The 20,335-nt window shown below is 67.6% G+C and carries 20 protein-coding genes; 7 read left to right on the top strand and 13 right to left on the bottom strand.

The annotated features are described in order from the left end of the window. Nucleotides 1-8 precede the first annotated feature (8 nt). From BKA03_RS01785 to BKA03_RS01800, 4 genes are read right to left on the bottom strand one after another with little or no spacing between them, the layout of a single operon-like run. Entirely contained in the window at nucleotides 9-884 is an 876-nt protein-coding gene (locus BKA03_RS01785) for an NAD(P)-dependent oxidoreductase (protein WP_062074785.1), read from the bottom strand. Nucleotides 885-886: 2 nt separating this feature from the next. Further along, complete coding sequence (locus BKA03_RS01790) at nucleotides 887-2,263, bottom strand: NADP-dependent succinic semialdehyde dehydrogenase (protein WP_062074784.1); 1,377 nt, start codon at nucleotides 2,261-2,263, stop codon at nucleotides 887-889. A gap of 14 nt (nucleotides 2,264-2,277) precedes the next feature. Continuing rightward, nucleotides 2,278-2,964 carry a GntR family transcriptional regulator gene (locus tag BKA03_RS01795; protein WP_062074783.1) on the bottom strand — a complete coding sequence of 229 codons (687 nt, stop codon included), beginning with the start codon at nucleotides 2,962-2,964 and terminating at the stop codon, nucleotides 2,278-2,280. Next, nucleotides 2,961-3,476: a VOC family protein gene (locus tag BKA03_RS01800; RefSeq protein WP_238579398.1), complete on the bottom strand. Its 516-nt coding sequence runs from the start codon at nucleotides 3,474-3,476 to the stop codon at nucleotides 2,961-2,963. The genes BKA03_RS01795 and BKA03_RS01800 overlap by 4 nt, the downstream gene beginning before the upstream one ends. A gap of 110 nt (nucleotides 3,477-3,586) precedes the next feature. On the opposite strand from BKA03_RS01800, the gene BKA03_RS01805 reads away from it, so the two are divergent. From BKA03_RS01805 to BKA03_RS01815, 3 genes are read left to right on the top strand one after another with little or no spacing between them, the layout of a single operon-like run. Beyond that, the gene (locus BKA03_RS01805; RefSeq protein ID WP_062074936.1) at nucleotides 3,587-5,776 is read left to right on the top strand and encodes an alpha-ketoacid dehydrogenase subunit alpha/beta; all 2,190 of its coding nucleotides are present in this window, start codon (nucleotides 3,587-3,589) and stop codon (nucleotides 5,774-5,776) included. Continuing rightward, complete coding sequence (locus BKA03_RS01810) at nucleotides 5,776-7,059, top strand: dihydrolipoamide acetyltransferase family protein (protein WP_062074782.1); 1,284 nt, start codon at nucleotides 5,776-5,778, stop codon at nucleotides 7,057-7,059. The genes BKA03_RS01805 and BKA03_RS01810 overlap by 1 nt, the downstream gene beginning before the upstream one ends. 60 nt (nucleotides 7,060-7,119) lie before the next feature. Continuing rightward, on the top strand, nucleotides 7,120-7,857 hold the full coding sequence (locus BKA03_RS01815; RefSeq protein WP_062074781.1) for an SIR2 family NAD-dependent protein deacylase: 738 nt from the start codon (nucleotides 7,120-7,122) through the stop codon (nucleotides 7,855-7,857). Nucleotides 7,858-7,997: 140 nt separating this feature from the next. Here the strand turns inward: BKA03_RS01815 and BKA03_RS01820 are convergent, their stop codons facing one another. Further along, entirely contained in the window at nucleotides 7,998-8,579 is a 582-nt protein-coding gene (locus tag BKA03_RS01820; protein ID WP_062074780.1) for a VanZ family protein, read from the bottom strand. Nucleotides 8,580-8,751: 172 nt separating this feature from the next. On the opposite strand from BKA03_RS01820, the gene BKA03_RS01825 reads away from it, so the two are divergent. Continuing rightward, nucleotides 8,752-8,982 (top strand): hypothetical protein, encoded by a 231-nt coding sequence (locus tag BKA03_RS01825; RefSeq protein ID WP_062074779.1) that lies wholly within the window; start codon nucleotides 8,752-8,754, stop codon nucleotides 8,980-8,982. Between the two features lie 30 nt (nucleotides 8,983-9,012). Here the strand turns inward: BKA03_RS01825 and BKA03_RS01830 are convergent, their stop codons facing one another. The 5 genes from BKA03_RS01830 to BKA03_RS01850 all read right to left on the bottom strand — a co-directional run bounded on the left by BKA03_RS01830 (nucleotide 9,013) and on the right by BKA03_RS01850 (nucleotide 12,137). Further along, a complete protein-coding gene (locus BKA03_RS01830) occupies nucleotides 9,013-9,327 on the bottom strand; it encodes an AzlD domain-containing protein (RefSeq protein ID WP_062074778.1) in 315 nt (104 codons plus the stop codon). After that, nucleotides 9,324-10,097 carry an AzlC family ABC transporter permease gene (locus tag BKA03_RS01835; RefSeq protein WP_062074777.1) on the bottom strand — a complete coding sequence of 258 codons (774 nt, stop codon included), beginning with the start codon at nucleotides 10,095-10,097 and terminating at the stop codon, nucleotides 9,324-9,326. The genes BKA03_RS01830 and BKA03_RS01835 overlap by 4 nt, the downstream gene beginning before the upstream one ends. Before the next feature lie 65 nt (nucleotides 10,098-10,162). Continuing rightward, on the bottom strand, nucleotides 10,163-10,846 hold the full coding sequence (locus tag BKA03_RS01840) for a hypothetical protein (protein WP_062074776.1): 684 nt from the start codon (nucleotides 10,844-10,846) through the stop codon (nucleotides 10,163-10,165). Between the two features lie 143 nt (nucleotides 10,847-10,989). Continuing rightward, nucleotides 10,990-11,304 carry an AzlD domain-containing protein gene (locus tag BKA03_RS01845; RefSeq protein WP_062074775.1) on the bottom strand — a complete coding sequence of 105 codons (315 nt, stop codon included), beginning with the start codon at nucleotides 11,302-11,304 and terminating at the stop codon, nucleotides 10,990-10,992. Further along, nucleotides 11,301-12,137 (bottom strand): AzlC family ABC transporter permease, encoded by an 837-nt coding sequence (locus BKA03_RS01850; RefSeq protein WP_179397649.1) that lies wholly within the window; start codon nucleotides 12,135-12,137, stop codon nucleotides 11,301-11,303. The genes BKA03_RS01845 and BKA03_RS01850 overlap by 4 nt, the downstream gene beginning before the upstream one ends. Before the next feature lie 329 nt (nucleotides 12,138-12,466). Between BKA03_RS01850 and msrB the strand changes: the two genes are divergently transcribed. Both msrB and BKA03_RS01860 read left to right on the top strand, forming a co-directional pair. Next, a complete protein-coding gene (gene msrB / locus BKA03_RS01855; protein WP_062074773.1) occupies nucleotides 12,467-12,895 on the top strand; it encodes a peptide-methionine (R)-S-oxide reductase MsrB in 429 nt (142 codons plus the stop codon). Continuing rightward, a complete protein-coding gene (locus BKA03_RS01860) occupies nucleotides 12,896-13,528 on the top strand; it encodes a hypothetical protein (RefSeq protein WP_238579397.1) in 633 nt (210 codons plus the stop codon). It abuts the gene before it with no gap. A 179-nt stretch (nucleotides 13,529-13,707) separates the two neighbouring features. Here the strand turns inward: BKA03_RS01860 and BKA03_RS01865 are convergent, their stop codons facing one another. From BKA03_RS01865 to BKA03_RS01875, 3 genes are all read right to left on the bottom strand, one after another. Then, nucleotides 13,708-14,682 carry an NUDIX hydrolase gene (locus tag BKA03_RS01865; protein ID WP_062074772.1) on the bottom strand — a complete coding sequence of 325 codons (975 nt, stop codon included), beginning with the start codon at nucleotides 14,680-14,682 and terminating at the stop codon, nucleotides 13,708-13,710. Then, nucleotides 14,679-16,835 carry an RNA degradosome polyphosphate kinase gene (locus tag BKA03_RS01870; protein ID WP_238579406.1) on the bottom strand — a complete coding sequence of 719 codons (2,157 nt, stop codon included), beginning with the start codon at nucleotides 16,833-16,835 and terminating at the stop codon, nucleotides 14,679-14,681. The genes BKA03_RS01865 and BKA03_RS01870 overlap by 4 nt, the downstream gene beginning before the upstream one ends. Before the next feature lie 557 nt (nucleotides 16,836-17,392). After that, on the bottom strand, nucleotides 17,393-18,025 hold the full coding sequence (locus BKA03_RS01875; protein ID WP_062074771.1) for a TetR/AcrR family transcriptional regulator: 633 nt from the start codon (nucleotides 18,023-18,025) through the stop codon (nucleotides 17,393-17,395). Between the two features lie 115 nt (nucleotides 18,026-18,140). Here BKA03_RS01875 and BKA03_RS01880 point away from each other — a divergent pair, with 115 nt between their 5' ends. After that, nucleotides 18,141-20,303 carry an MMPL family transporter gene (locus tag BKA03_RS01880; protein WP_062074770.1) on the top strand — a complete coding sequence of 721 codons (2,163 nt, stop codon included), beginning with the start codon at nucleotides 18,141-18,143 and terminating at the stop codon, nucleotides 20,301-20,303. Nucleotides 20,304-20,335: the final 32 nt, after the last annotated feature.

A 20,335-nucleotide genomic window follows, 5' to 3' on the forward strand; every position in this document is an offset into this window, starting at 1 on the left:
GGGGAGGCCTAGGCCGTGTGGCCGCCGCCCCTGGAAATCTCCGCGATCGCCGACCAGTCGGCACCGGCGAGCTCCGGGTTCGCGACCGCTCGCTCGAACACGTCGCGCAGTGCGGGAGATGTCGGCAGGGCAAGTCTCACTTCGGCCGCGGCTACCTCGGCGAGCGCGAGGTCTTTCAGCCCCAGTTCGACGGTGAATCCCGCCGGCCGGTAGCTGCGCTCGGCGATGATCTTTCCGTAGCCGGGGTACACGACACCGCCGAACAGGGTGCTGCCGAGCAGTTCGACGAACTCGCCGGCATCCACGCCGTAGCGTTCGACGAGGGCCACGGATTCGCCCATTGCCTCGAGGGCGCCAATGATGTTGTAATTCACGGCGATCTTCACGACGTTGGCCGACGCCGGGTCGACACCTAAGTTCCAGGTGCGCACGCCGAGCACGGCGAGGTAGGGCTCGAGGCTCGCGACAACGTCCGCTGGCCCTGCCACGAGAATGTTGAGTTTGCCCGCGGCCGCCACCTGCGGTCGCCCCAGCACGGGCGCGGCAATGTAGGTCACTCCCGCGGCACGCGCCCGCTCGGCGAGGCGCGAGGCGAGGCCGCCGCTGATCGTGCCCATATTCACATGGACGCGACCGGCCTCACCCTCGAGGGCCTGTGCCGACAAGGTTGCGTCGGCCGCTTCATCATTCGCAAGCATCGAGAAGCTGAGAGGCCGCGCCAGGGCCTCGCGCGCGGTATCCACGCGCACTGCCCCCGCCTCGACGAGGGGTGTCGCGGCCTCGGGGGAGCGGTTCCAGACCGCGACATCGTGGCCGGCCCCCACGAGTCGCCCGGCGATGCCGGAGCCCATCGTGCCCAGTCCGAGGAATCCGATCTCAGCCATGCCTAGCCCTTCCACACGGTCTTCAGATTGCAGAACTCCCGGATGCCCGCGGCCGCGAGTTCGCGGCCGTAGCCCGAATCCTTGATGCCGCCAAAAGGCAGTTCGGGGTAAGAGACGGTCATCCCGTTGACGAACACGGCGCCGGCGTCGATCGAGCGGATGAACCACGCCTCCTCGTCGGCGTTGGTCGTCCACACGGCACTCGACAGCCCGAACGTCGTCTGGTTTGCGACGCGCACGGCCTCCTCGCGGTCGGCCACTCTGTAGAGCGTCGCGACGGGGCCGAAGGCCTCCTCCATCACCAGCCGCGCGTCGTCGGCGAGGCCGACGATAAGCGTGGGGCTGTAGAACCAGCCCGGGCGGTCGGGAGCCGATCCCCCTGCGAGCACCATCGCGCCCCTGGCAACGGCGTCGTCGACGAGTCCGGCCAGCTCGTCGCGGCCAGCCTCCGTGGCGAGGGGCCCGACGTCGGTGGTCGGGTCGAGCGGGTCGCCCACCACGAGTGCGGCCATCTTGGAGGCGAACAGGCCCACGAACTCGTCGTAGACCTCGGCGTGCACGATGAACCGCTTGGCGGCGATGCACGACTGTCCGTTGTTGCCCACGCGCGCCTTCACCGCGATCGTGGAGGCGGCATCGAGGTCGGCCGAGGGCATGACGATAAAGGGGTCGGAGCCGCCGAGTTCGAGCACGGCCTTCTTGATGTGGCTACCGGCGGTGGAGGCGACGGAGCGGCCCGCGGGCTCAGACCCGGTGAGGGTGACCGCCTTCACGCGCGGATCCTCAAGCACGTGCGCGACCTCGCGCGCACCAATGAGCAGGGTGCGGAACGACCCCTTGGGGAACCCGCCGCGCTCAAAGAGGGCGTCGAGGTACAGTGCCGCCTGCGGAACATTCGAGGCGTGCTTGAGCAGCCCCGTATTGCCGGCCATGAGGGCGGGGGCCGCGAAACGGACCACCTGCCACAGCGGGTAGTTCCACGGCATGACCGCGAGTACCACTCCCAGCGGCTCGTACCGGGTGTGCGCGTGCGAGGCGCCGACGCTGGCGGGGTCGTCCAGAACCTCGTCGGCGAGAAAGCCCTCGGCATGCTCGGCGTAGAAGCGCATGTTCTTGGCGCACTTGAGCACCTCGGCCCTGGCCTGAGCGAGCGGCTTGCCCATTTCGAGGGTCAGCATGCGGGCGGTGGCCTCGACCTCCGCTTCGAGCACGGCGGCGGCTGCCACCATCCACTCCGCTCGCTGCGCGTAGGTCGTGGCCTTGAGCACGAGATGGGCGGCCTGCGCCTCGCCGATGCGGCGCTCGACCTCGGCCGCATCGTGCGGCTCGAAGGTGGCGAGGGTCTCGCCCGTCGTCGGGTTGATGGTCGCGATTGCCATGGTGCTCCTGGGGGCTAGTGGGTTTCGGAGAAGACTTCGGGATGCCGCGCAAGTTCGAGCCGCGTGCGGCGAATGTGGCCCGCGAGCACGCGCTCCGCCTCGTCGAGGTCACGTCGCCGAATGGCGGACACCAACAGGTGGTGCTCGTAGTGCACGCTTTGGTCGTTTCCCCTGCTAAACACATGCATGAACGCGCGGCGGTAGTGATGCGTACGGTTCCACAGCCGCAGCACCGTGTCGCCTAGCACGTTGGTCTGCGCGACGCCGTACATCGAGAGGTGAAACTGGCGGTCGAGCGTGATGAAGCCCTCGATGTCGGCCGAGAGTTCCATCTGCATCGCGAGCGCCTCGAGTTTGTCGATGGACTCGTCGCTCAGCAGCGGCACGTTGAAGCGCAGCAGCAGGGGCTCGATGCGCTCGCGAATCTGGTACATCTCCTCGCACTCGGCGAGGCTCAGGCGCGATACCCATGCACCCGTATTGGCGACCACCGTGACGAGCCCCTCGCCCTCGAGCGCGCGCAGTGCCTCGCGTACGGGCAGGCGGCTCGCGCCATGCCGGTCGGCGAGTTCTTCCTGTCGGATGCGCGCACCGGGCTCGTACTCTCCGGCGAGAATCGACTTACGCAGGACGTCCGCGATACGTGATCCCGCGGCCCCGTGCGGCGCCGGCTCCAGGGTAGGTACTTGCTCTGAACTCATGGATGCCACAGTTTCACATCCGCGCCCGCCTCGTAGGCCTTGCCGCCGGGAAAACTCACGAGCTCGAACTGCATGCCCCACGGGCTACGGAAGTACTGCCAGCGCTGGCCCTCGGCGGGTCCCGCGCTCGCGATGGGCGAGCCCATGAGCTCGATGTCGTGGGCGCGCAGGTGGGCGATCGCGGCATCCATGTCGTCGACGTAGATCGCGAGGTGGTGGCCGCCGATGTCGCTGTTGCGCGGCTGAGACGCCTGGCCATCGGCCGCGTCGTAGAGAAAGGTCTCGATGTTGCTGCCGTTGCCGAGCCGGTAGAACCGGATCTCCTTGATGACGGTGCGCGGGTGCACGCCCAGGGTCACCGCCATCCAGTCGTCCTCGGCACTCTTGGCGCCAAGAGTGTAGATGTGCTGGGCGCCGAGGATGTCGACGAGGAAGCGTTCGGCCTGGTCGAGGTCGGGCACGGTGATGCCAATGTGGTCGATGCCCCGCATGCCGGGTAGCCCGAGTGCCACGGCGACTCCTTTGTCTATTGGATACAGTGTGACTCAAAGTGGCCGCAAATTCCAGCCTTTCGCTAGAAAAGGGATTGTATTGGCGACAATCTAGGCGTATCGTGCTCGACATGCCACGACAAAGACGTCTGACCACTGGTGTTGACTGGATCGAGATCTCGACGACTGCCGCGGATTGGAAGGCTGCCGACCCCGCGCTGCTCGGCACCATGCTCACGCAGCTGCACCTCATCCGCGCGTTCGAGGAGACGGTGCTGGAACTCGCGGGCGAAGGCCTCGTGCACGGGCCTGCGCACTCGAGCATCGGCCAGGAGGGCGGGGCGGTCGGTTCGATCGTCGGGCTTCGGTCGACCGATGCCGTGAATGGCTCCCACCGCGGGCATCACCAGTTTCTCGCCAAGGCCCTCACGCACGTCTCGGGCGGCACCATGGATCCCAACGCCGACGTCGATGCGCGCGTGCAGGAGGTGTTGCAGCGCACCCTCGCCGAGATCCTCGGCCTGTCGCAGGGCTACTGCCGCGGCCGCGGCGGCTCGATGCACCTCCAGTGGTTCGAGGCCGGCGCGCTCGGCACCAATGCGATCGTCGGCGGTGGCGCGCCCTCGGCCGCCGGCAACGCCTGGGCCCAGAAGCACGCGGGCACGACCGACCTCACCATCAACTACTTCGGCGACGGCGCCAGCCAGATCGGCTCCGTGCTCGAGTCGATGAACCTCGCCGCGGCCTGGAAGCTGCCGGTCTGCTTCTTCATCGAGAACAATCTCTACGCCGTCTCCACCTCCGCCGCCGAGATCAGCGCCGACCCGCGCTTCTCGGTTCGCGGCCAGGGCTTTGGCATCCCGTCCTGGCGCGTCGACGGCATGGACCCTCTCGCCGTGCATCTCGCGATGGAGGCCGCCGCAGAGCGACTGCGTTCCGGCGAAGGCCCCACGATCATCGAGGCCGAGGTCTACCGCTTCTTCCACCAGAACGGCGCCTACCCCGGTAGTGCCTTTGGCTACCGCACCAAGGAAGAGGAAGCCGCGTGGCGTGCCCGCGACCCGCTCGACCGCGTAGCGGCCGAGATGACCAAGCTCGGCCTCATCGATGCGGCGGGGGTGGCAGCGCTGCGCGAGCGGGCGCAATCCGCCATCGCGACCGCCGCCGCCGAACTGCTGGAGGCCGACCCCGACGCCGAAGGCAAGCGCCGCATCAGGCCCTCCCTCTGGCCCGATGTGAGCTTTGTCAACGTGGGGGTGCGCGGCGACGGCAGCGAGCTCAAGTCGCTCACGGTTGCCGATCCGGTCGACTACACGGGCGCGTCCCGCGATCTCAAGTTTGTGGACGCCGTGGCAACGGTCATGGACCGCCGCATGGAGCGGGACCCGCGCATCGTCGTGCTCGGCGAGGACGTGCATCGCCTCAACGGCGGAACGAACGGCGCCACCAAGGGCCTCGCCAAGAAGTACGGGCCGGAGCGCGTCATGGGCACCCCGATCAGCGAGAACGCCTTCACTGGTCTCGCCGAGGGACTCGCGCTCGACGGCCGCTTCCGCCCCGTGGTCGAGTTCATGTATCCCGACTTCATGTGGGTCGCGGCCGACCAGGTCTTCAACCAGATCGGCAAGGCACGGCACATGTTTGGTGGCGACAACCCCGTTCCGCTCGTGTTGCGCACGAAGATCGCCATGGGATCGGGATACGGCTCGCAGCACCTCATGGACCCGGCAGGCATCTTCGCCACGAGCCCGGGCTGGCGCATCGTTGCCCCGTCCACGGCCGCCGACTACGTGGGACTCATGAACGCCGCCCTCGCCCTGCAAGACCCTGTGCTCGTGATCGAGCACGTGGACCTCTACGGCACCATGGACACGGTTCCCGAGGGTGACCTCGACTACATCCTGCCGCCGGGCAAGGCCGCGCTTCGGCGCACCGGCTCCGACGTCACGGTGATCAGTTATCTCTCGATGGTGAAGCACTGCATCGAGGCCCTCGACCAGACGGGGGTGGACGCAGACCTCATCGACCTGCGCTGGCTCGACCGCGCCTCCCTCGACTGGGACACGATCGGCGAATCCATCAAGAAGACCAACGCCGTGCTGATTGTGGAGCAGGGCTCGCAGGGCACGTCCTACGGTGCCTGGCTGTCCGACGAGATCCAGCGCCGCTTCTTCGACTGGCTCGACCAGCCCATCGAACGCGTCACGGGAGCCGAGGCAAGCCCGAGCATCTCGAAGGTGCTCGAGCGCGCCGCCATTGCCCGCACGGAAGAGGTCGTCGCCGGCCTCGAGCGCGTACGTCTTGGAATGGGCGACCGCTGATGGCCACCATCATCCGCATGCCGGCAGTGAGCGCGGGCAGTGACGAGGCCGCCATCCAGACGTGGCTCGTCGCGCCCGGCCAGACCCTCACAGTCGGCCAGCCGCTCGCCGAAATCGAAACCGAGAAGGCCGTCGTCGAGTATGCCGCCGAGATCGAGGGCACGGTGCTCAAGCTGCTCGCGGCCGAGGGCGTGGCGGTGAATGTTGGCGACCCCATCGCGGTGGTGGGGGCCCAGGGCGAGAGCGCCGACGACGCGGAACTCGGCCCGGCGGCATCGGCTGTCGCGGAAACCCAGGCGGTCGACGGTCCCCCAGTGGTCGTGGAGACCCAGGCGGTCGACGTCGCCCCGGTAGTTGCCGACGCCCCGGTATCCGAGCGCGTCGCGACCCCCTCCCGGCAGTTCGCCAGCCCTATCGTGCGCCGTCTCGCGAAGGAGCGCGGACTCGACCTCACCACCGTCGTGGGATCGGGTCCGGGCGGGCGGGTGGTGCGCCGCGATCTCGACTCGCTGCCGACTACTGCGGCCGCAGCACCCATACCAGCAGCACCCGTACCAGCATCGGCCGCAGCATCGGCCGCCGCGCCCGTCGTCGCCGCCAGAGCCGGAACTGTCGAGGTGCCCCACACCGGGATGCGTCGCGCGATTGCCCGTCGCCTTACCGAGAGCAAGTCGACGGTGCCGCACTTCTACCTCGTGGCCGACTGTCAAGTGGACCGCCTGGTCGCGCTGCGCAAGGAGGTCAACGAGTCTTCGCCCGTCAAGGTGTCGCTCAACGACTTCGTCCTCAAGGCCGCAGCCGCCGCATTTGTCGATGTTCCCGAGGCGAATGCCACGTGGGGCGAGACGGCCGTGACGCGGTACTCCACTGTCGACATGTCGGTCGCCGTCGCGATCGACGGTGGACTCGTGACGCCCGTGCTGCGTTCGGTCGAATCCCAGACGCTCACCGAGATCGCGCTCAACGTCGCCGACATCGCCCAGCGCGCCCGGGCCGGTCAACTGAAGCAGCACGAGCTCGAGGGCGGCAGTTTCGCCGTCTCCAACCTCGGCATGTACGGCGTCACCGAGTTCTCGGCGATCATCAACCCGCCGCAGTCCGCGATCCTTGCGGTCGGTCGCGCTCGCCCGGAGGCGGTCGTCGTCGATGGCGCTCTCGAGGTGGGCACGATCATGACCGTCACGCTCTCGGCCGACCACAGGGTGCTCGATGGCGCGCTCGCGGCACAGTGGCTCGCGGCGTTCGTGAGGCGCATCGAGAGCCCTCTCGGGATGCTCGTCTAGACCCTCGCATTGGCGCTTGCCTGCCGCGAGCACCGGTGCGGTCCGGCGTACGCTCCGAGGATGGACCACTCGCGGCTGCGCACGTCAAGGCTGGCAGTGTTGACCGGCGCGGGTATCTCGACGGGCTCGGGCATTCCAGATTTTCGCGGCCCCGCCGGCGTGTGGACCCTTCACCCCGATCGCGCCCGGTTGCTCGACATCGACGCCTTCCTGAGTGATCCCGAGGTGCGGGTCGCCGGTTGGCTCGATTGGAGCAAGAGTCCTGCCCTTGGCGCCACGCCGACGGCGGCGCACCTCGCGCTCACCCGGCTGGTCGCATCGGGGTCGCTCGGCGAGGTGCTCACCCAGAACTTCGACGGGCTCCAGCAGGCCGCCGGCACCCCGGACGACGCGGTGGTCGAACTCCACGGCACCCTCCACGCGACGTCGTGCCAGCGGTGCGGTCGCGGCGTGCCGACGGCCGACGTCCTCGCCGACTTGGGCGCCCACCCGGACCCGGCGTGCGCCAGTTGCGGGGGCATCCTCAAGCCGGACATCGTCTACTTTGGCGAGGTGCTGCCTGCCGAGGCGATGAACCGTGCGGTTGAGGCGGCCCAGGCTTGCGAGGTGTTCATCGCGATTGGCACCACGCTCTCGGTCTTTCCCGTGGCGAGCCTCGCGGGCATTGCCGTCGAGGCGGGGGCCGACCTCATCATCGTCAATGCGGAGCCAACGGGATACGACCGCTACGCGGCCGAGATCATCCGTGAGCCGATCGACGAGGCGGTCCCTGCGCTTGTGGAGCGCTACCTGGGGTAGTTACGGCAATCCGTCCGTGAAGAACTCACTACTGGCGTCACGACGGCCGTCAGGCGTAGGCGGGTCCGCGAGGTCGGTGTCGATCCAGTAGTGACTTCTTGACAGTGACTTCGAGGCGGAGACCCGCGGAAGCCTGGCCCCTAGGCCGGTGTCGCGCCGCGCCCGCGCCACCACCGCCGGACCCACTTCACGACGCGAAGGAGCACGACCACCACGGCGGCGGCCACCGCGCCAAGCAGCGCCCCAGAACCGTTGAGGATGACGTCGTCGATGTCGGCCACGCGGCTCAGGGTGAGTTGGGTTAATTCGATGATGAGCGACAGGCCGGCTCCAGCGATGGTCGCCATGATGACTCGCGCGATGAGCGGCGAGGTCCACAGCCACACGAGTAGCACGCCGATGGGCACGAACATCGCAATATTGCCGTAAAGGTTCGCCATGGTCGCGTCCGAGGCGGAGGACCTGAGCCCGCGCCTAATCTCGACGAGAGGGTGAATGTTCACCCGGGAGCCGGCCTCCGCGTCGCCCACGCTGAAGCCAATCGTCGCCACCAGGATCACGCCAGCCGTCGCCGCGAGCATCGTCCACATGGTCGCCTTGAGCGCCAGCCGCGCGCCGCCCCTTGCCACCGAGACCCGAGCCACGAGCAGGATGACCACCACGGCGGCGAGCATCGCGACGATGACTGGGGTGTACCCGGCAACGTTCCACGCGCGGGTCATCGATTCCTCACCATGCGTCGACGGTAGCGTGTCACATGGTGCCGTGTCGGCGATCGACGCCGCGTGCGGTGCGCCGGCGACCGCGCGGAGCCCCGATAGCGCCCTGGGGGGATCATGCCGCCCCCCCAATCGTTGAACTAGTGGCCGACCGTTCCCAAGAAAGGAGTTCACGATGACCGAAAACGAGCATCACGAGCATCACGACCAGGACAAGCCGGTTGACGTCGACAACGCGGCAGATCACCGACCGGAAAGTGCGGGTGCGCCCACTTGGCAGAACGAGTCGCGTGGCGAGAAGGGCACCGATCAGAACCCGGACGCCAAGTTGCCACCCGCCGCTCAGGTCCAGAAGCAGCAGCGCAGCCAGGGCATGAATCACTCGGGCTGGGAGGGCAAGAACTAGGCCCGGCGCTGGCCAGCGCCGTCCGCTCCGCTACATCCCCAGCAAACGGAAGACGGCAAAGGCCACCGCTCCGGCGAGCAGAATCCAGTTGGTGTCGCGCTTCCAGATGGCGACGGTTGCCGCGCCAAGTGCCATCAGGTGCCATGCACCAAACGCCCTGAATTCGCCCCCGCTCAGCAGCAGCGTGTTGGCGGCGATCGCGGCCATGGCGGCGGGACCCGCGAGTTCCAGGGTGCGGGCCCAGCCGGGGGACAGCTCGCGTTCCCCCGCAAACAGCGCGATCCCCGCGTATTTGATCGCGAACGTGAGCGCGGAGGCCAGGAAGAACAGGATGAGCGCGCTCATGGAGTGCCCTCCCTGGGTTCGTCTTCCTCGCCCGTTGGAGCGCCGCGGTACCACGACGCAGGGGCGACCAAGCGAGTGACGCCGATGCCCGCAACAGTCGCGACGATGACGTTCGAACCGTAGGGCAGCGAGTGCGCCGCCACGGCAACCCCAACCGCGATGAGCGCCGCCATGATGCTGGGCCTGTCGCTCACTGTGCGCAGGATGATCGCGAGAAACATGAGCGGGACGATGAAGCCGATTTGCCAAGACGAGGGGATGACAGGGCCAATGACGATGCCGAGCATCGCCCCGCCCGCCGCCAGGCCGGTGAAGAGCGCCGCGCCTCCCAGAAAGAACCAGCGCCGGCGTACCGGGTCGGGGAGCAGGGGGGTGAAGTGCTTCTCGAGTGCCGCGGCCTGGTCGGTGAGCAGATACGCCAGCACGATGCGCCATCGGCGCGGGAAGTCCTTGTAAATGTGGGCGAGCGACGCCGAGTACAACGCGAACCTGGCCTGCACCACCGCGACGGTGCCCAGGATGATGAGCCACGGCGCGCCGCGCTCGAGCAGGTCCATGAGGGCCAACTGTGCCGCACCGGCGTTGAGGGTCCAGGTGCCGATGGCGCCAGCCCAAGGCCGGATCGTGGTCGATGAGGTGATGAGCGCGCCCATGGCCAGGCCAAATACGGCGCCGCCCACCGACAGCGGAAGCATCTCTTTGGCGCCGCGCGCCGCCTCGTGGCGAAGGTGCCGGGGCACGCGCAGGGAGAAGGCGTCACGCTCGGTCACCGGCCTAGTGTGTCACGGGACCGATTTCGCCCACATGTCTCAACGTCCCAACCGTCCGCGCTGCGTTAGAAGTCCATCGGGCAGGCGCCGGCGAAATCCTCGGTGCCGTACACGGGCACGTTCGCATCCTGGTCGGTGGCGTAGATCCGGATGTTGGCCACGGTCCAAGGTTCGGCGCCCCAGCCGTCGGCGAGCTCTATCGTGACAAATCCCTCCGCACCCGTGAGCACCACGAGCTTGGTGCCGGAGAACGAGGTGACGGCCGGGTGGGCCGGGTATGCGGTGGCGACGTCCGCAGCTGTCGAGCCGACGTGGATGCCCTCGGCGGTGGTGAGCGACGGGTCGTACACGTCGATGCGGCCGACCTTGCCTCCGCCCTCCCCTCCGAGTCCCACCAGGGTAGGTGCGGCGGTGAAGACGAAGCGCCCGTCGCCCGCCGAGCAGTGATCCGCCTCCCAGGAGACGGCGGACTCTCCGGGGTTGCCTGCCACGGGCAGGTTGGTGTCGAGGCAGCCGAGGCGGCCGGGGACGATTCCGTCCGTCGAGCAGTCACCCGTGGCAGCGGACGCAGAGGGCGCTGGGGCGGACGGCGACGGGGAGGCGCTCAGCGTCGCGACGGGTGTGGTCGATGGCGACGCACTGCCAGCCGACGAGGCACCGCTCGACGAGGCGCCACCCCCCGAGGTACAGCCAGCGAGGGCGATCGTGGCCGTCGCAACGACGGCCAGAATGTGGGCGGAAACATCCATCGCGGCCTCCTGTGGCAGCGTGCCTCACCGACGAGTTGCCTGGCGCTCGCGGTTGGTCCTCGCGGCTCACTCTCACGGTAGCGCGATGGACGGCGGAGCGCCGAGTGATAAGCATCGGGCGCCGCCGTCTCGATAACTTCCGGTCAGAGCCCCGCGACCAAGAGCAGCGCGAACGCGACGGCGCCCGCTGTCATGGCCCATCCGGCCGAACGCCTCCACAGCGCGACACCGATTGCCACCGCGGCCGCAAGGTGCCACGCGCCGAAGGCCCGCCACTGGCCCTCGTCGAGGAACAGCGAATTCACGATGATGGCGCCCAGCGCGGTGGGCGCCACGAGGGCGAGCGCGCGTCGCAGGCGCGGGGGCAACCTCTCGGGGTCGCTCAGCAGCGCGATGCCTGAAACTCGGATGAGGTAGGTGCCGACGGCGGCGGCAAGGAAGATGAGGAAGACGGTCACATTGCCTCACCGGCCTCATGCTCGGCAGCCTCGACCACGGTGTCCTGGTGTTCCCCGCGCCGCGCGCGTCGGGCATCGGCAAACTCGGCGAAGAACGTACCCGCGATGAGGCCCGCAACGATTCCGGTCAGGACGTTGAGGCCGAAGGGCATCCCCCTGGACAGCAGCACCACGGCGGCGGTCACGCCGAGGCCGACGAGCTCCTCGGGCTTGCGAAGCACAGGCACCATGACGGCAATGAACATGAGCGGCACGATGAAGCCGATGTTCCAGGAGGCGGGGATGATCGGGCCCGCGAGGATGCCGACGACGGAGCCCACCATCCACACGAGCACGAACGGCAGCGCGCCGCCAAGGATGAACCAGCGTCGGCGAACGGGGTCCGGATACCGTTGGGCGTTTTGGAGCGCCACCACGGCGGCCTGGTCGGTCATGAGATGCGCGAGGCCGAGTTTCCACCGGCGGGGAAATGAGGCGAACACCGGCCCGAGCGCGGCGGAATACAGGGCGAAGCGCGCGTTGATGATGAGCGCCGTGAGCACGGCGATGAAGGCCGGCGCGTTCGCCTTCACCGACTCGATGATCGAGATCTGGCTCGCGCCCGCCATCACTGAGGCAGAGGCAAAGACTCCCGTCCAGCCGTTGACTCCGGCCGCGGGAATGAGCGCGCCAAAGGCCAACCCGAATGCCGCGGAGCCGGGCATGAGGGGCGCGATCGCCTTGAGCCCCGACCACGAGTCGACCCATTGTTGGCGGCCGATGCCCAGCACGGGGCCGCCGTTGGCCGCGCCGCTCCCAGACGCCGGGATGGGCCCGGACTGAGGTGGCGTCACCCCGCAAGTGTGGCACGCGCGTCGACCCCGCCATCTCGCAAAATGGCATGGCGAGTATCGGCAGTCCTCGCCAAAAGTCATGTGCCGAATCGCCGTCAGCCCGGGAACATTCCGGGAACCCGTCACGTTGGAGCATTTGTACCCGCCAAGGCGCGAGCCTCACGGGGAGACAATTGAACTGCGTGGCGCCCGGCTTCTACCCCCCCCCTCAGAAGCCGGGCGCCTGCGTTCGTTGCTTTCCGTGGGTCTCGCACTCTGGCGGGTCTGTTGTCTCCGCGCGGAAGTCGTCGCGCGCGCGGCCCGGTACCGTGGATGGTGAAGGAGCGAAGATGTCCCCGAACAAAATCATCAAGACCGATGCCGAGTGGCGCGCCCAGTTGGGCGACTTCGAGTTCAAGGTGTTGCGCGAGGCCGAGACCGAGCGCCCCTGGACCGGAGAGTTGCTCGAAGAGAAGCGAGCGGGCATCTACCGCTGTCGCGCGTGCGGGACCGAACTGTTCCGGTCCGACACCAAGTTCGACTCCCATTGCGGTTGGCCGTCCTTCTTCCAGGCCGAGAACGACGCGGTGACGCTGCTCGAGGACAACACCCACGGGATGGTTCGCGTCGAGGCGCGGTGCGCCGCCTGCGACTCGCATTTGGGCCACGTGTTCCCCGACGCGCCGCAAACGCCAACGGGTGACCGTTTCTGCATTAACTCGGTGTCCCTCACGTTTGACGAAGGCGACGCCGACTCCGACGCGGGAGGGGCCGTCTAAGTGGTCGAACAACGACGCTACCGCCGCCCCGCCATGCTCGACATGGAAGAGGCCGAACAAATCGAGGGCGACATCGACCCCTTGGACAAGGCACTCGTCGCGCATGAATCCGCAGCGGCGCTCGTGGCGGGAGCCCGTGAGTCAAGCGATCCCGAACTCACCGCGCGCCTCGTGCGTCTCGTCGACGAAGAGGGCATCGACACCGTCGCGATGATGTGGTCGAAGGCGGAGCCGCACACGCTCCCTGGCGCGCTCTGGCGCATCTACATGCTGCGCGAGTGGGTCCAATTCTCAGCGGACGCGGTGGCACGTTCGTACCACCACGGCGTCAACGCGGCGCAAGTGCGTCACGCGATCGCGGGCGTCGAGGACCCTCCCGGTCCCGACGAGGTCAAGCGCCTCGCCGATCTGATCCTTACCGGAGTATTCCAGGGCGACCTTGCGTTGGCCCTCGATCGCGCGGGAGCCTTCTGCCGCGTCGTCGCCACGGGTGCGGCTTTCGAGGCCCAGTCGGATGAGGGTCACGCCGACGCTCGCGCTCATCAGTCGACGCTGCGCGCGGCCCAGCTGCTGCGTACGGGAGAGGACCTCGAGCGCTGCGCCGCGCTCTGGCGCAAGGACCTGCTCGAGTAATTCTCCGCGGCGATAGCCACTAGGGCGTCACCCGACTCGACCTCGCGTATCCTAGGAGTGACGTCGGGCCGCGGCAGCCCCGGGCTCCAATACCAGCCGCCTCGAGCGGCCTTTGCGCCGACTGGCGCTCCCGGCTCGGCGTCCCTTATCTCTACGCAATCGGGGCGGGCCCCGCGTTGCTACAAGGTGGGTTTGAGCAGGTGCGTCTCTATGGCGACAATCCGTGGATGCCCGTCGTGGTCCATCACATGTGCCACCAGTACGCCACCCGCCGGCAGGAACGGCATCGTGCGTGGAAGAGCCCCCCTCGTCTTGCCAGTGATGCGAGACCGAAGGAGCGCCACCATCGTGGGCAGCGTGGGACGGTGCACGCACACGACGCGGCTGCGCCGCTTGCCAAGCAAGGCAGCGTACGTCGCGGCGGTGGAGTCAGGATGTGTGCGGTGAGCCTCTTCCGTGAGCGACTCGTAACCGCGCACGGGAAGCCCCGCGGCCTGTGCGTAGGGGTTGACCGTTTGCACGCAGCGCACCGCCGCCGACGACACGATCCGAACGGTGCCGAACGCGGCGAAGAGGTCCTTGAGCTGCATGGCGCGTGCGGCACCGCCCGTGGTGAGGGGTCGACGTTCGTCGGCTCCTTGCCAGGCCTTGCGACGCTGGGCACGCGCGTGTCTCGCCACAATGAAGACCCTGGTCTTCAGCCGACCCGCAGCATGCTCCTCGATCAGGCGCTCGAGCGGCCTCAGGTCATCATGAAAGGTGATGCGCTCCCTGGCCTCTTCCACCGTGAGCCAAGCAATCTCGTCGATCTCGTGCTTGGTGGCGGCCTTGACGGGCTCCCGCGCCGATGCGGCGGGGGCGTCGGGCGACGTCTCTTGAGCGGCCCAGTACCGCACCACCTTGATCTTCCCGCCGGCGATCGGGTACCGCAGCGTCGGCAGGGGCACGCCGAGGTCGATCGTCACGCGAGTCTCTTCGGCAACTTCCCTCACGGCACACGCGGGCATCGTTTCGCCGGGGTCGAGCTTGCCCTTGGGCCACGACCAGTCGTTGTAACGCGGGCGGTGAACCGCGAGCACCTCGAGTTGCCCCTCGCGTTCTCGCCACACGAGGGCGCCCGCCGCGAGCACGGCGTCGGTAGCGAATGTCTTCACTTGCGTGAGGTCCTGCGCTTGGGTTGACGTTCGATGTATATCTCCTGAAGGTCGCGGAGAGGCTCGCCCCCGCTTCCCATCGTGGTGACGGTCCAGTCGCCGTTCGCCGCGAGCTCCCACGCCGCCACGTCTTCCGACATCGCGAGATCGATGTTCTCGATCAGGAGCTCACGCTGGTCCGGGTCGGAGATTGAGATGAGCGCCTCGATGCGGCGGTCCAGGTTGCGGTGCATGAGATCGGCGGAGCCGATGAACACGATGGGATCGTCGTCGCCCCTGAACGCGAAGACGCGCGAGTGCTCCAGGAACCGACCGAGTACCGATCGCACCCTGATGTTCTCGCTCAGCCCTGGAACGCCGGGCCTAATGGCGCAAATCCCACGGATGACGAGGTCCACTTGGACGCCGGCCCGAGAGGCGCGATAGAGGGCGTCGATGACCTTCTCGTCGACCACCGAGTTGATCTTGATCTTGACCCAGGCCTCGCCGCCCTCTCGGGCTCGAGTCGCCTCGGCATCGATCAGATCGATGAGGCCGGCGCGTACGGAGGTAGGGGCTACCAGGAGGCGACGGAACTTGGCCTTCGGGGCGTAACCCGACAGCTGGTTGAAGAGCTTGGTGAGGTCCGAGCCGACATCGGCGTCCTTGGTGAGCAGGCCGTAGTCCTCGTAGAGCCTCGCCGTGCGGGGGTGGTAATTGCCGGTGCCGATGTGGCAATACCGGTGCAAGCCATCGTCCTCTTGGCGCACCACGAGCAGCAACTTGCAGTGTGTCTTGAGACCCACGAGGCCGTACACCACATGCACCCCAGCCTGCTCGAGCTTGCGGGCCCACGAGATGTTGCGCTGCTCGTCAAAGCGGGCCTTGATCTCCACGAGGGCGAGCACCTGCTTGCCGTTGCGCGCGGCCTCAATGAGGGCGTCGACGATCGGGCTGTCGCCCGAGGTGCGATACAGCGTCTGCTTGATCGCGAGCACCCTCGGATCGACTGCGGCCTGCGCCAAGAACGCCTGGACCGACGTCGAGAACGAGTCGTAGGGGTGGTGCAACAGGACGTCGGACCGGCTGATGGCGTCGAAGATGTTCTGTTCATCGGCGGTTTCCACTGGCGCGAGCTTGTGGTGAGTCGTAGGGCGGAACGCGGGGAACTGCAGCCGCGGCCTGTCGAGGTCCGCCATGACCTCGAGACCACGCAGGTCGAGGGGGGCGGGCAGGTCGTAGACATCCGAATCGGAAATGCCTAGCTCGCGTACCAAGAGCTCGCGAACCTTGGGGCTCAGACCCTCGGCAACCTCGAGCCGGACCGCGGGGCCAAAGCGGCGCCGCAGGAGCTCCCGCTCCATCGCCTTGAGGAGGTTCTCCGCATCGTCCTCTTCGACCTCGACGTCTTCGTTTCGCGTGACGCGGAAGGCGTAACTGTTGACGACCTCCATTCCGGGGAAGAGGTAATCAAGGTGGGCGGAGATGACGTCCTCGAGCGGCACAAAGCTGCGGGGCTCGTCGGACAGGGTGGATGCGTCGGTGACCTGCGAGGCCTTGCCGTGAGAGTCGACGGACAGGAAGCGGGGAAGCGTCTCCGGGACCTTGACGCGGGCGAAGTAGTCCTTTCCCGTGTCGGGGTCGCGGATCTCGACGGCAAGGTTGAGGGACAGGCCGGAGATATACGGGAATGGATGGGCGGGGTCCACCGCGAGCGGCGTCAGTACGGGGAAGATGTCGGACCGGAAGAGCTTGCGGAGGCGTCCTTGCTCCGCGTCCTCAAGGTCCTCGTGGCGCGCCAGGTGAATGCCCTCGGCCGCCATGGCGGGGCGCACGTCGTCGTGGAAGACCCTGGCGTGCCTATCCATGAGCTCGTGGGCGTTGTCCGTCAGCATCTCTACGAGGCGGGTGGGGCTCATTCCCGTCGCACTCGGCACGGCGAATCCTGCCGCAATGCGACGCTTGAGGCCCGCGACGCGCACCATAAAGAATTCGTCGAGATTCGACGCGAAGATCGCCAAGAATCGCGCGCGCTCCAGCAGAGGTGTTCGGGGATCCTCCGCGAGTTCAAGAACGCGTTCGTTGAAGGCGAGCCACGACAGTTCGCGATCGAGGAACCGTTTGGCGGGAAGTGTGTCGTGAGGCTCCTCGTGTGGCTGGACTGGGCTGGGCATCAAGGGCACCGCGAAGGTCTCTTCGGACGTGGCGATCGCGATGGACTCCGTCGTCGGATCGAGCGGCGACATGGGCCGCTCTGGTTGCCGCGGCTCCTCGTCATCGGGAACGGGCCAATCCATGGGCGCATACACGGAGGCGGGTGCGGGCGTCGCCGGGGGCGCTGGAGGGGGAGGGGGCTCGGTCTGCTCGCCGTCCGCGTCCGCTGCCGGAGCGACTGCATCGTGAAGGAGATGCGACACGTGATCGGGAATCGGCCTGGTAAGCGCGGGTCCCACACCCGACGAGATGACGTCGGCCACTCCAAAACCGATGTCGTCCACCAAGGGAACCGCGATCGAGTCGTAGCCAAATTCGCCTTCTGGGTCAGCAGACGTGTCCTCGAGGTGGTTGGTCATGGCTCCATGGTGGCATGGCTGCGCGCGCATGGCGAGCGGCAAAGGGACTGGGTGCTGAGGGGCGTGACGCGCGACCGATTACCACGACGGCGCGTCGTCACGCCGGCCTGGATGCTCGCACACACCGACGGCTAGTGCGACGTGCCGCGGCAAGGCTTCTAGGCGCGCACCGGTCGGGTCGCCTCGAGCCCCGCGCGCGCAAAGCCGATCGCGGTGTCAAGATCGTCGAGCAGGTTTCGCGACAGGTCGGGAGGGCCGTCGGTCGAGCGGCACGCCATGCCCATCGGCAGCGCCACCGTCAGCGCCGCAACGGCCGCCGCCGCCGCCATGTCGGGCATCGCGTCGTCTGGCCCGACGCCGAGGTCCAGCCTGAGTCGCGACGCGACCGCCACAGACAGGCGCTGGATGAAGAGGAGTCCCGTGATCGCCACGGTGTGGTTTTCCTGGGACGCCGTCTCGATGAGACGCCGCAGATCGCGAAAGTCGGTGTCAAACCATGCGGAGTGCGCGTGCGCCCAGGTGCGCAGCGTGGTGAGAGCGTCGTCCGGCCCGTCCGAGAGTGCCTCCTCGAGATTGGCGGCGAGCACGTCGAACGGCCAAAAGAGCACGGCCTCCTTGGTGGGGAAGTAGCCAAAGAAGGTGCGCGGTGCGACTCCGGCGCCCGCCGCAATCGCGGCGATGGTGGTGGCCTGGTAGCCGCGCTCGGCGAAGAGGCTTGTTGCCGATGCGATGAGCGCATCGCGGGTCTCGCGCCTCTTGCTTTCGCGACGTCCCTCGGTGGCCGATGTCATCTGCACATTCTAGGCCGCAACCATGTATTGTTGCAGTCAGTGCAAGTTTCTGAACTCGCTCTGCCTGTCTCATGCGCGACGATGCGCGACCTTTCCCCCTCACTCAGGAGTCGTCGTGGGTTCTCTCTTGCACGCCGTCGGAGCATTCAGCGCCCGTCGCCACTGGCTCGTCATCGGCGTGTGGCTCGCCGTTCTGGCCGGCATCGGTGCCGCCGCCATCACGTTGCACCAGCCGACCGACGACGCCTTCTCGATCCCAGGAACGCCCTCGGTGCAGACCCTGGAGCAGCTTGGCAAGGAGTTCCCCGCATCGTCGGGCGCGACGGGTACGGTCGTCATCGCCGCCCCGGCCGGGCAAACGCTGGCCGATCCCGCCAACGCAGCAGCCGTCTCTGAGGCGGTGAGTGCGCTCGGTGGGCTTCCTAACGTGGCGGCCGTGTCCGACCCGTTCAAGGCGAGGGGCGTCTCGCAGGATAAGTCGATCGCGTACATCACGGTGAACTACAAGCTGCCGGCCGCCAGCCTCCCCGCCACGACCCTCGACCGGGCCCAGCAGGCGACCGCGCCCATCGCGGCCGCTGGACTCGAGGTCGAATACGCGGGTACGGCCTACGTGGCGCAGACCACCCCCGGTGGCGGCATCGGCGAGGCCCTCGGGGCCGTCGTGGCCATCTTCGTCCTCCTCATCACTTTCCGATCCCTGGTCGGAGCCGTCCTGCCGTTCATGACGGGAATCGCGGCCGTCGGCGCCGGAGTGGGCACGGTGTACGCGCTCACGGGCTTCACGTCCATCGGCTCGACTGCGCCCATCCTCGCGCTTATGCTCGGGCTCGCGGTGGGTATCGACTATTCGCTCTTCATCGTCGCCAGGCATAGGGCTCAGTTGATTTCGGGGATGAGCGTCAACGCCTCGATCGCGAGGGCCATCGGCACGGCGGGCGCGGCCGTGGTATTTGCGGGCTCCACCGTCGTTCTCGCCCTTCTGGCCCTCTTCATCGCGAAAATCCCGTTCCTCACGGTGATGGGCAACGCGGCGGCTGGCACGGTCGCCCTCGCCGTCGTAGCGGCTCTCACGTTGCTGCCCGCAGTGCTTTCGCTCGCCGGTGTGCGTATCCTGCCGCGCAAGCTGCGTGCCACCGTGGCGGCTGGGACCCACGTCGAGGCCGAGCCGTCTACGGGCCGCGGCATCTCATTCGTGACCAAGCACCCCCTCATCACCGTCGTCGGTGTGGTGGCGATGCTCGGGGCCATCGCGATTCCCGCAGTCGACTTGCGTCTGGGACTGCCTTCCGAGAGGTCTCAGCCGGAGCAGAGTTCGGCGCGCAAGGGATACGACCTGCTCGCCAAGGGATTCGGCCCCGGCTTCAACGGCCCGATCGTGATCTTGGCCGAGACCACCGATCCGGCGACGGGAGCAGCCGATGCGGCTGCCGCCGCGGCGCAGGTTGCCAAGCTCGACAACGTGGTCTTCGTCTCGCCGGCGATACCGAGCGCGGACGGAAGCGCCTACCTCATCCAGGTGATTCCATCGGGCGGGCCCGACTCGGTGGCGACCGAGCAATTGGTGCACCACATCCGCGCGATCACCCCCGCCGGAAGCATCAAGCTGGGCGTCACGGGCGAGACCGCCATCCGCATCGACGTGTCCGATGGCATTGCTCACGCGCTGCCCATCTACTTGACCGTCGTCGTGGGACTTGCGCTGCTGCTGCTCGTGATCGTGTTCCGCTCGATCCTGATTCCGTTGAAAGCGCTCGCGGGATTCCTGCTCTCTCTCGCCGCGACCTTCGGCGCGGTGGTCGCCGTGTTCCAGTGGGGCTGGCTCAAGAGCCTCTTTGGCGTGACCTACAGCGGGCCGATCGTGGCCTTCCTACCGATCCTCACCATCGGCATCCTGTTTGGCCTTGCCATGGACTACGAGGTGTTCCTGGTGAGCCGCATGCGCGAGGAGCACCTCGCTGGCGCCGAGCCGACACCGGCCATCGTGCAGGGTCACTCGCACTCGGCGCGCGTGGTGACGGCGGCGGCGCTCATCATGGGCTCGGTCTTCCTCGGCTTCCTGCTCGACAACGACGTCATCATCAAGTCGATGGGCTTCGCCATGGCGTTCGGGGTCCTGGTGGACGCGTTCGTTGTCCGCATGACGCTGGTGCCCGCCATCATGACGCTGCTGGGCAAGGCCGCCTGGTGGCTGCCGCGTTGGCTTGGGCGGATCGTTCCGGAGGTTCACCTCGAGGGAGACCCCGACGACGCCGGTGCGCGCGAGCGCGCCGTCTAGAAGGGGCGCGTGCGCGCACGCGGAGAGGAAAC

Source organism: Demequina lutea (genome assembly GCF_013409005.1).
Taxonomy (GTDB): Bacteria; Actinomycetota; Actinomycetes; order Actinomycetales; family Demequinaceae; genus Demequina; species Demequina lutea.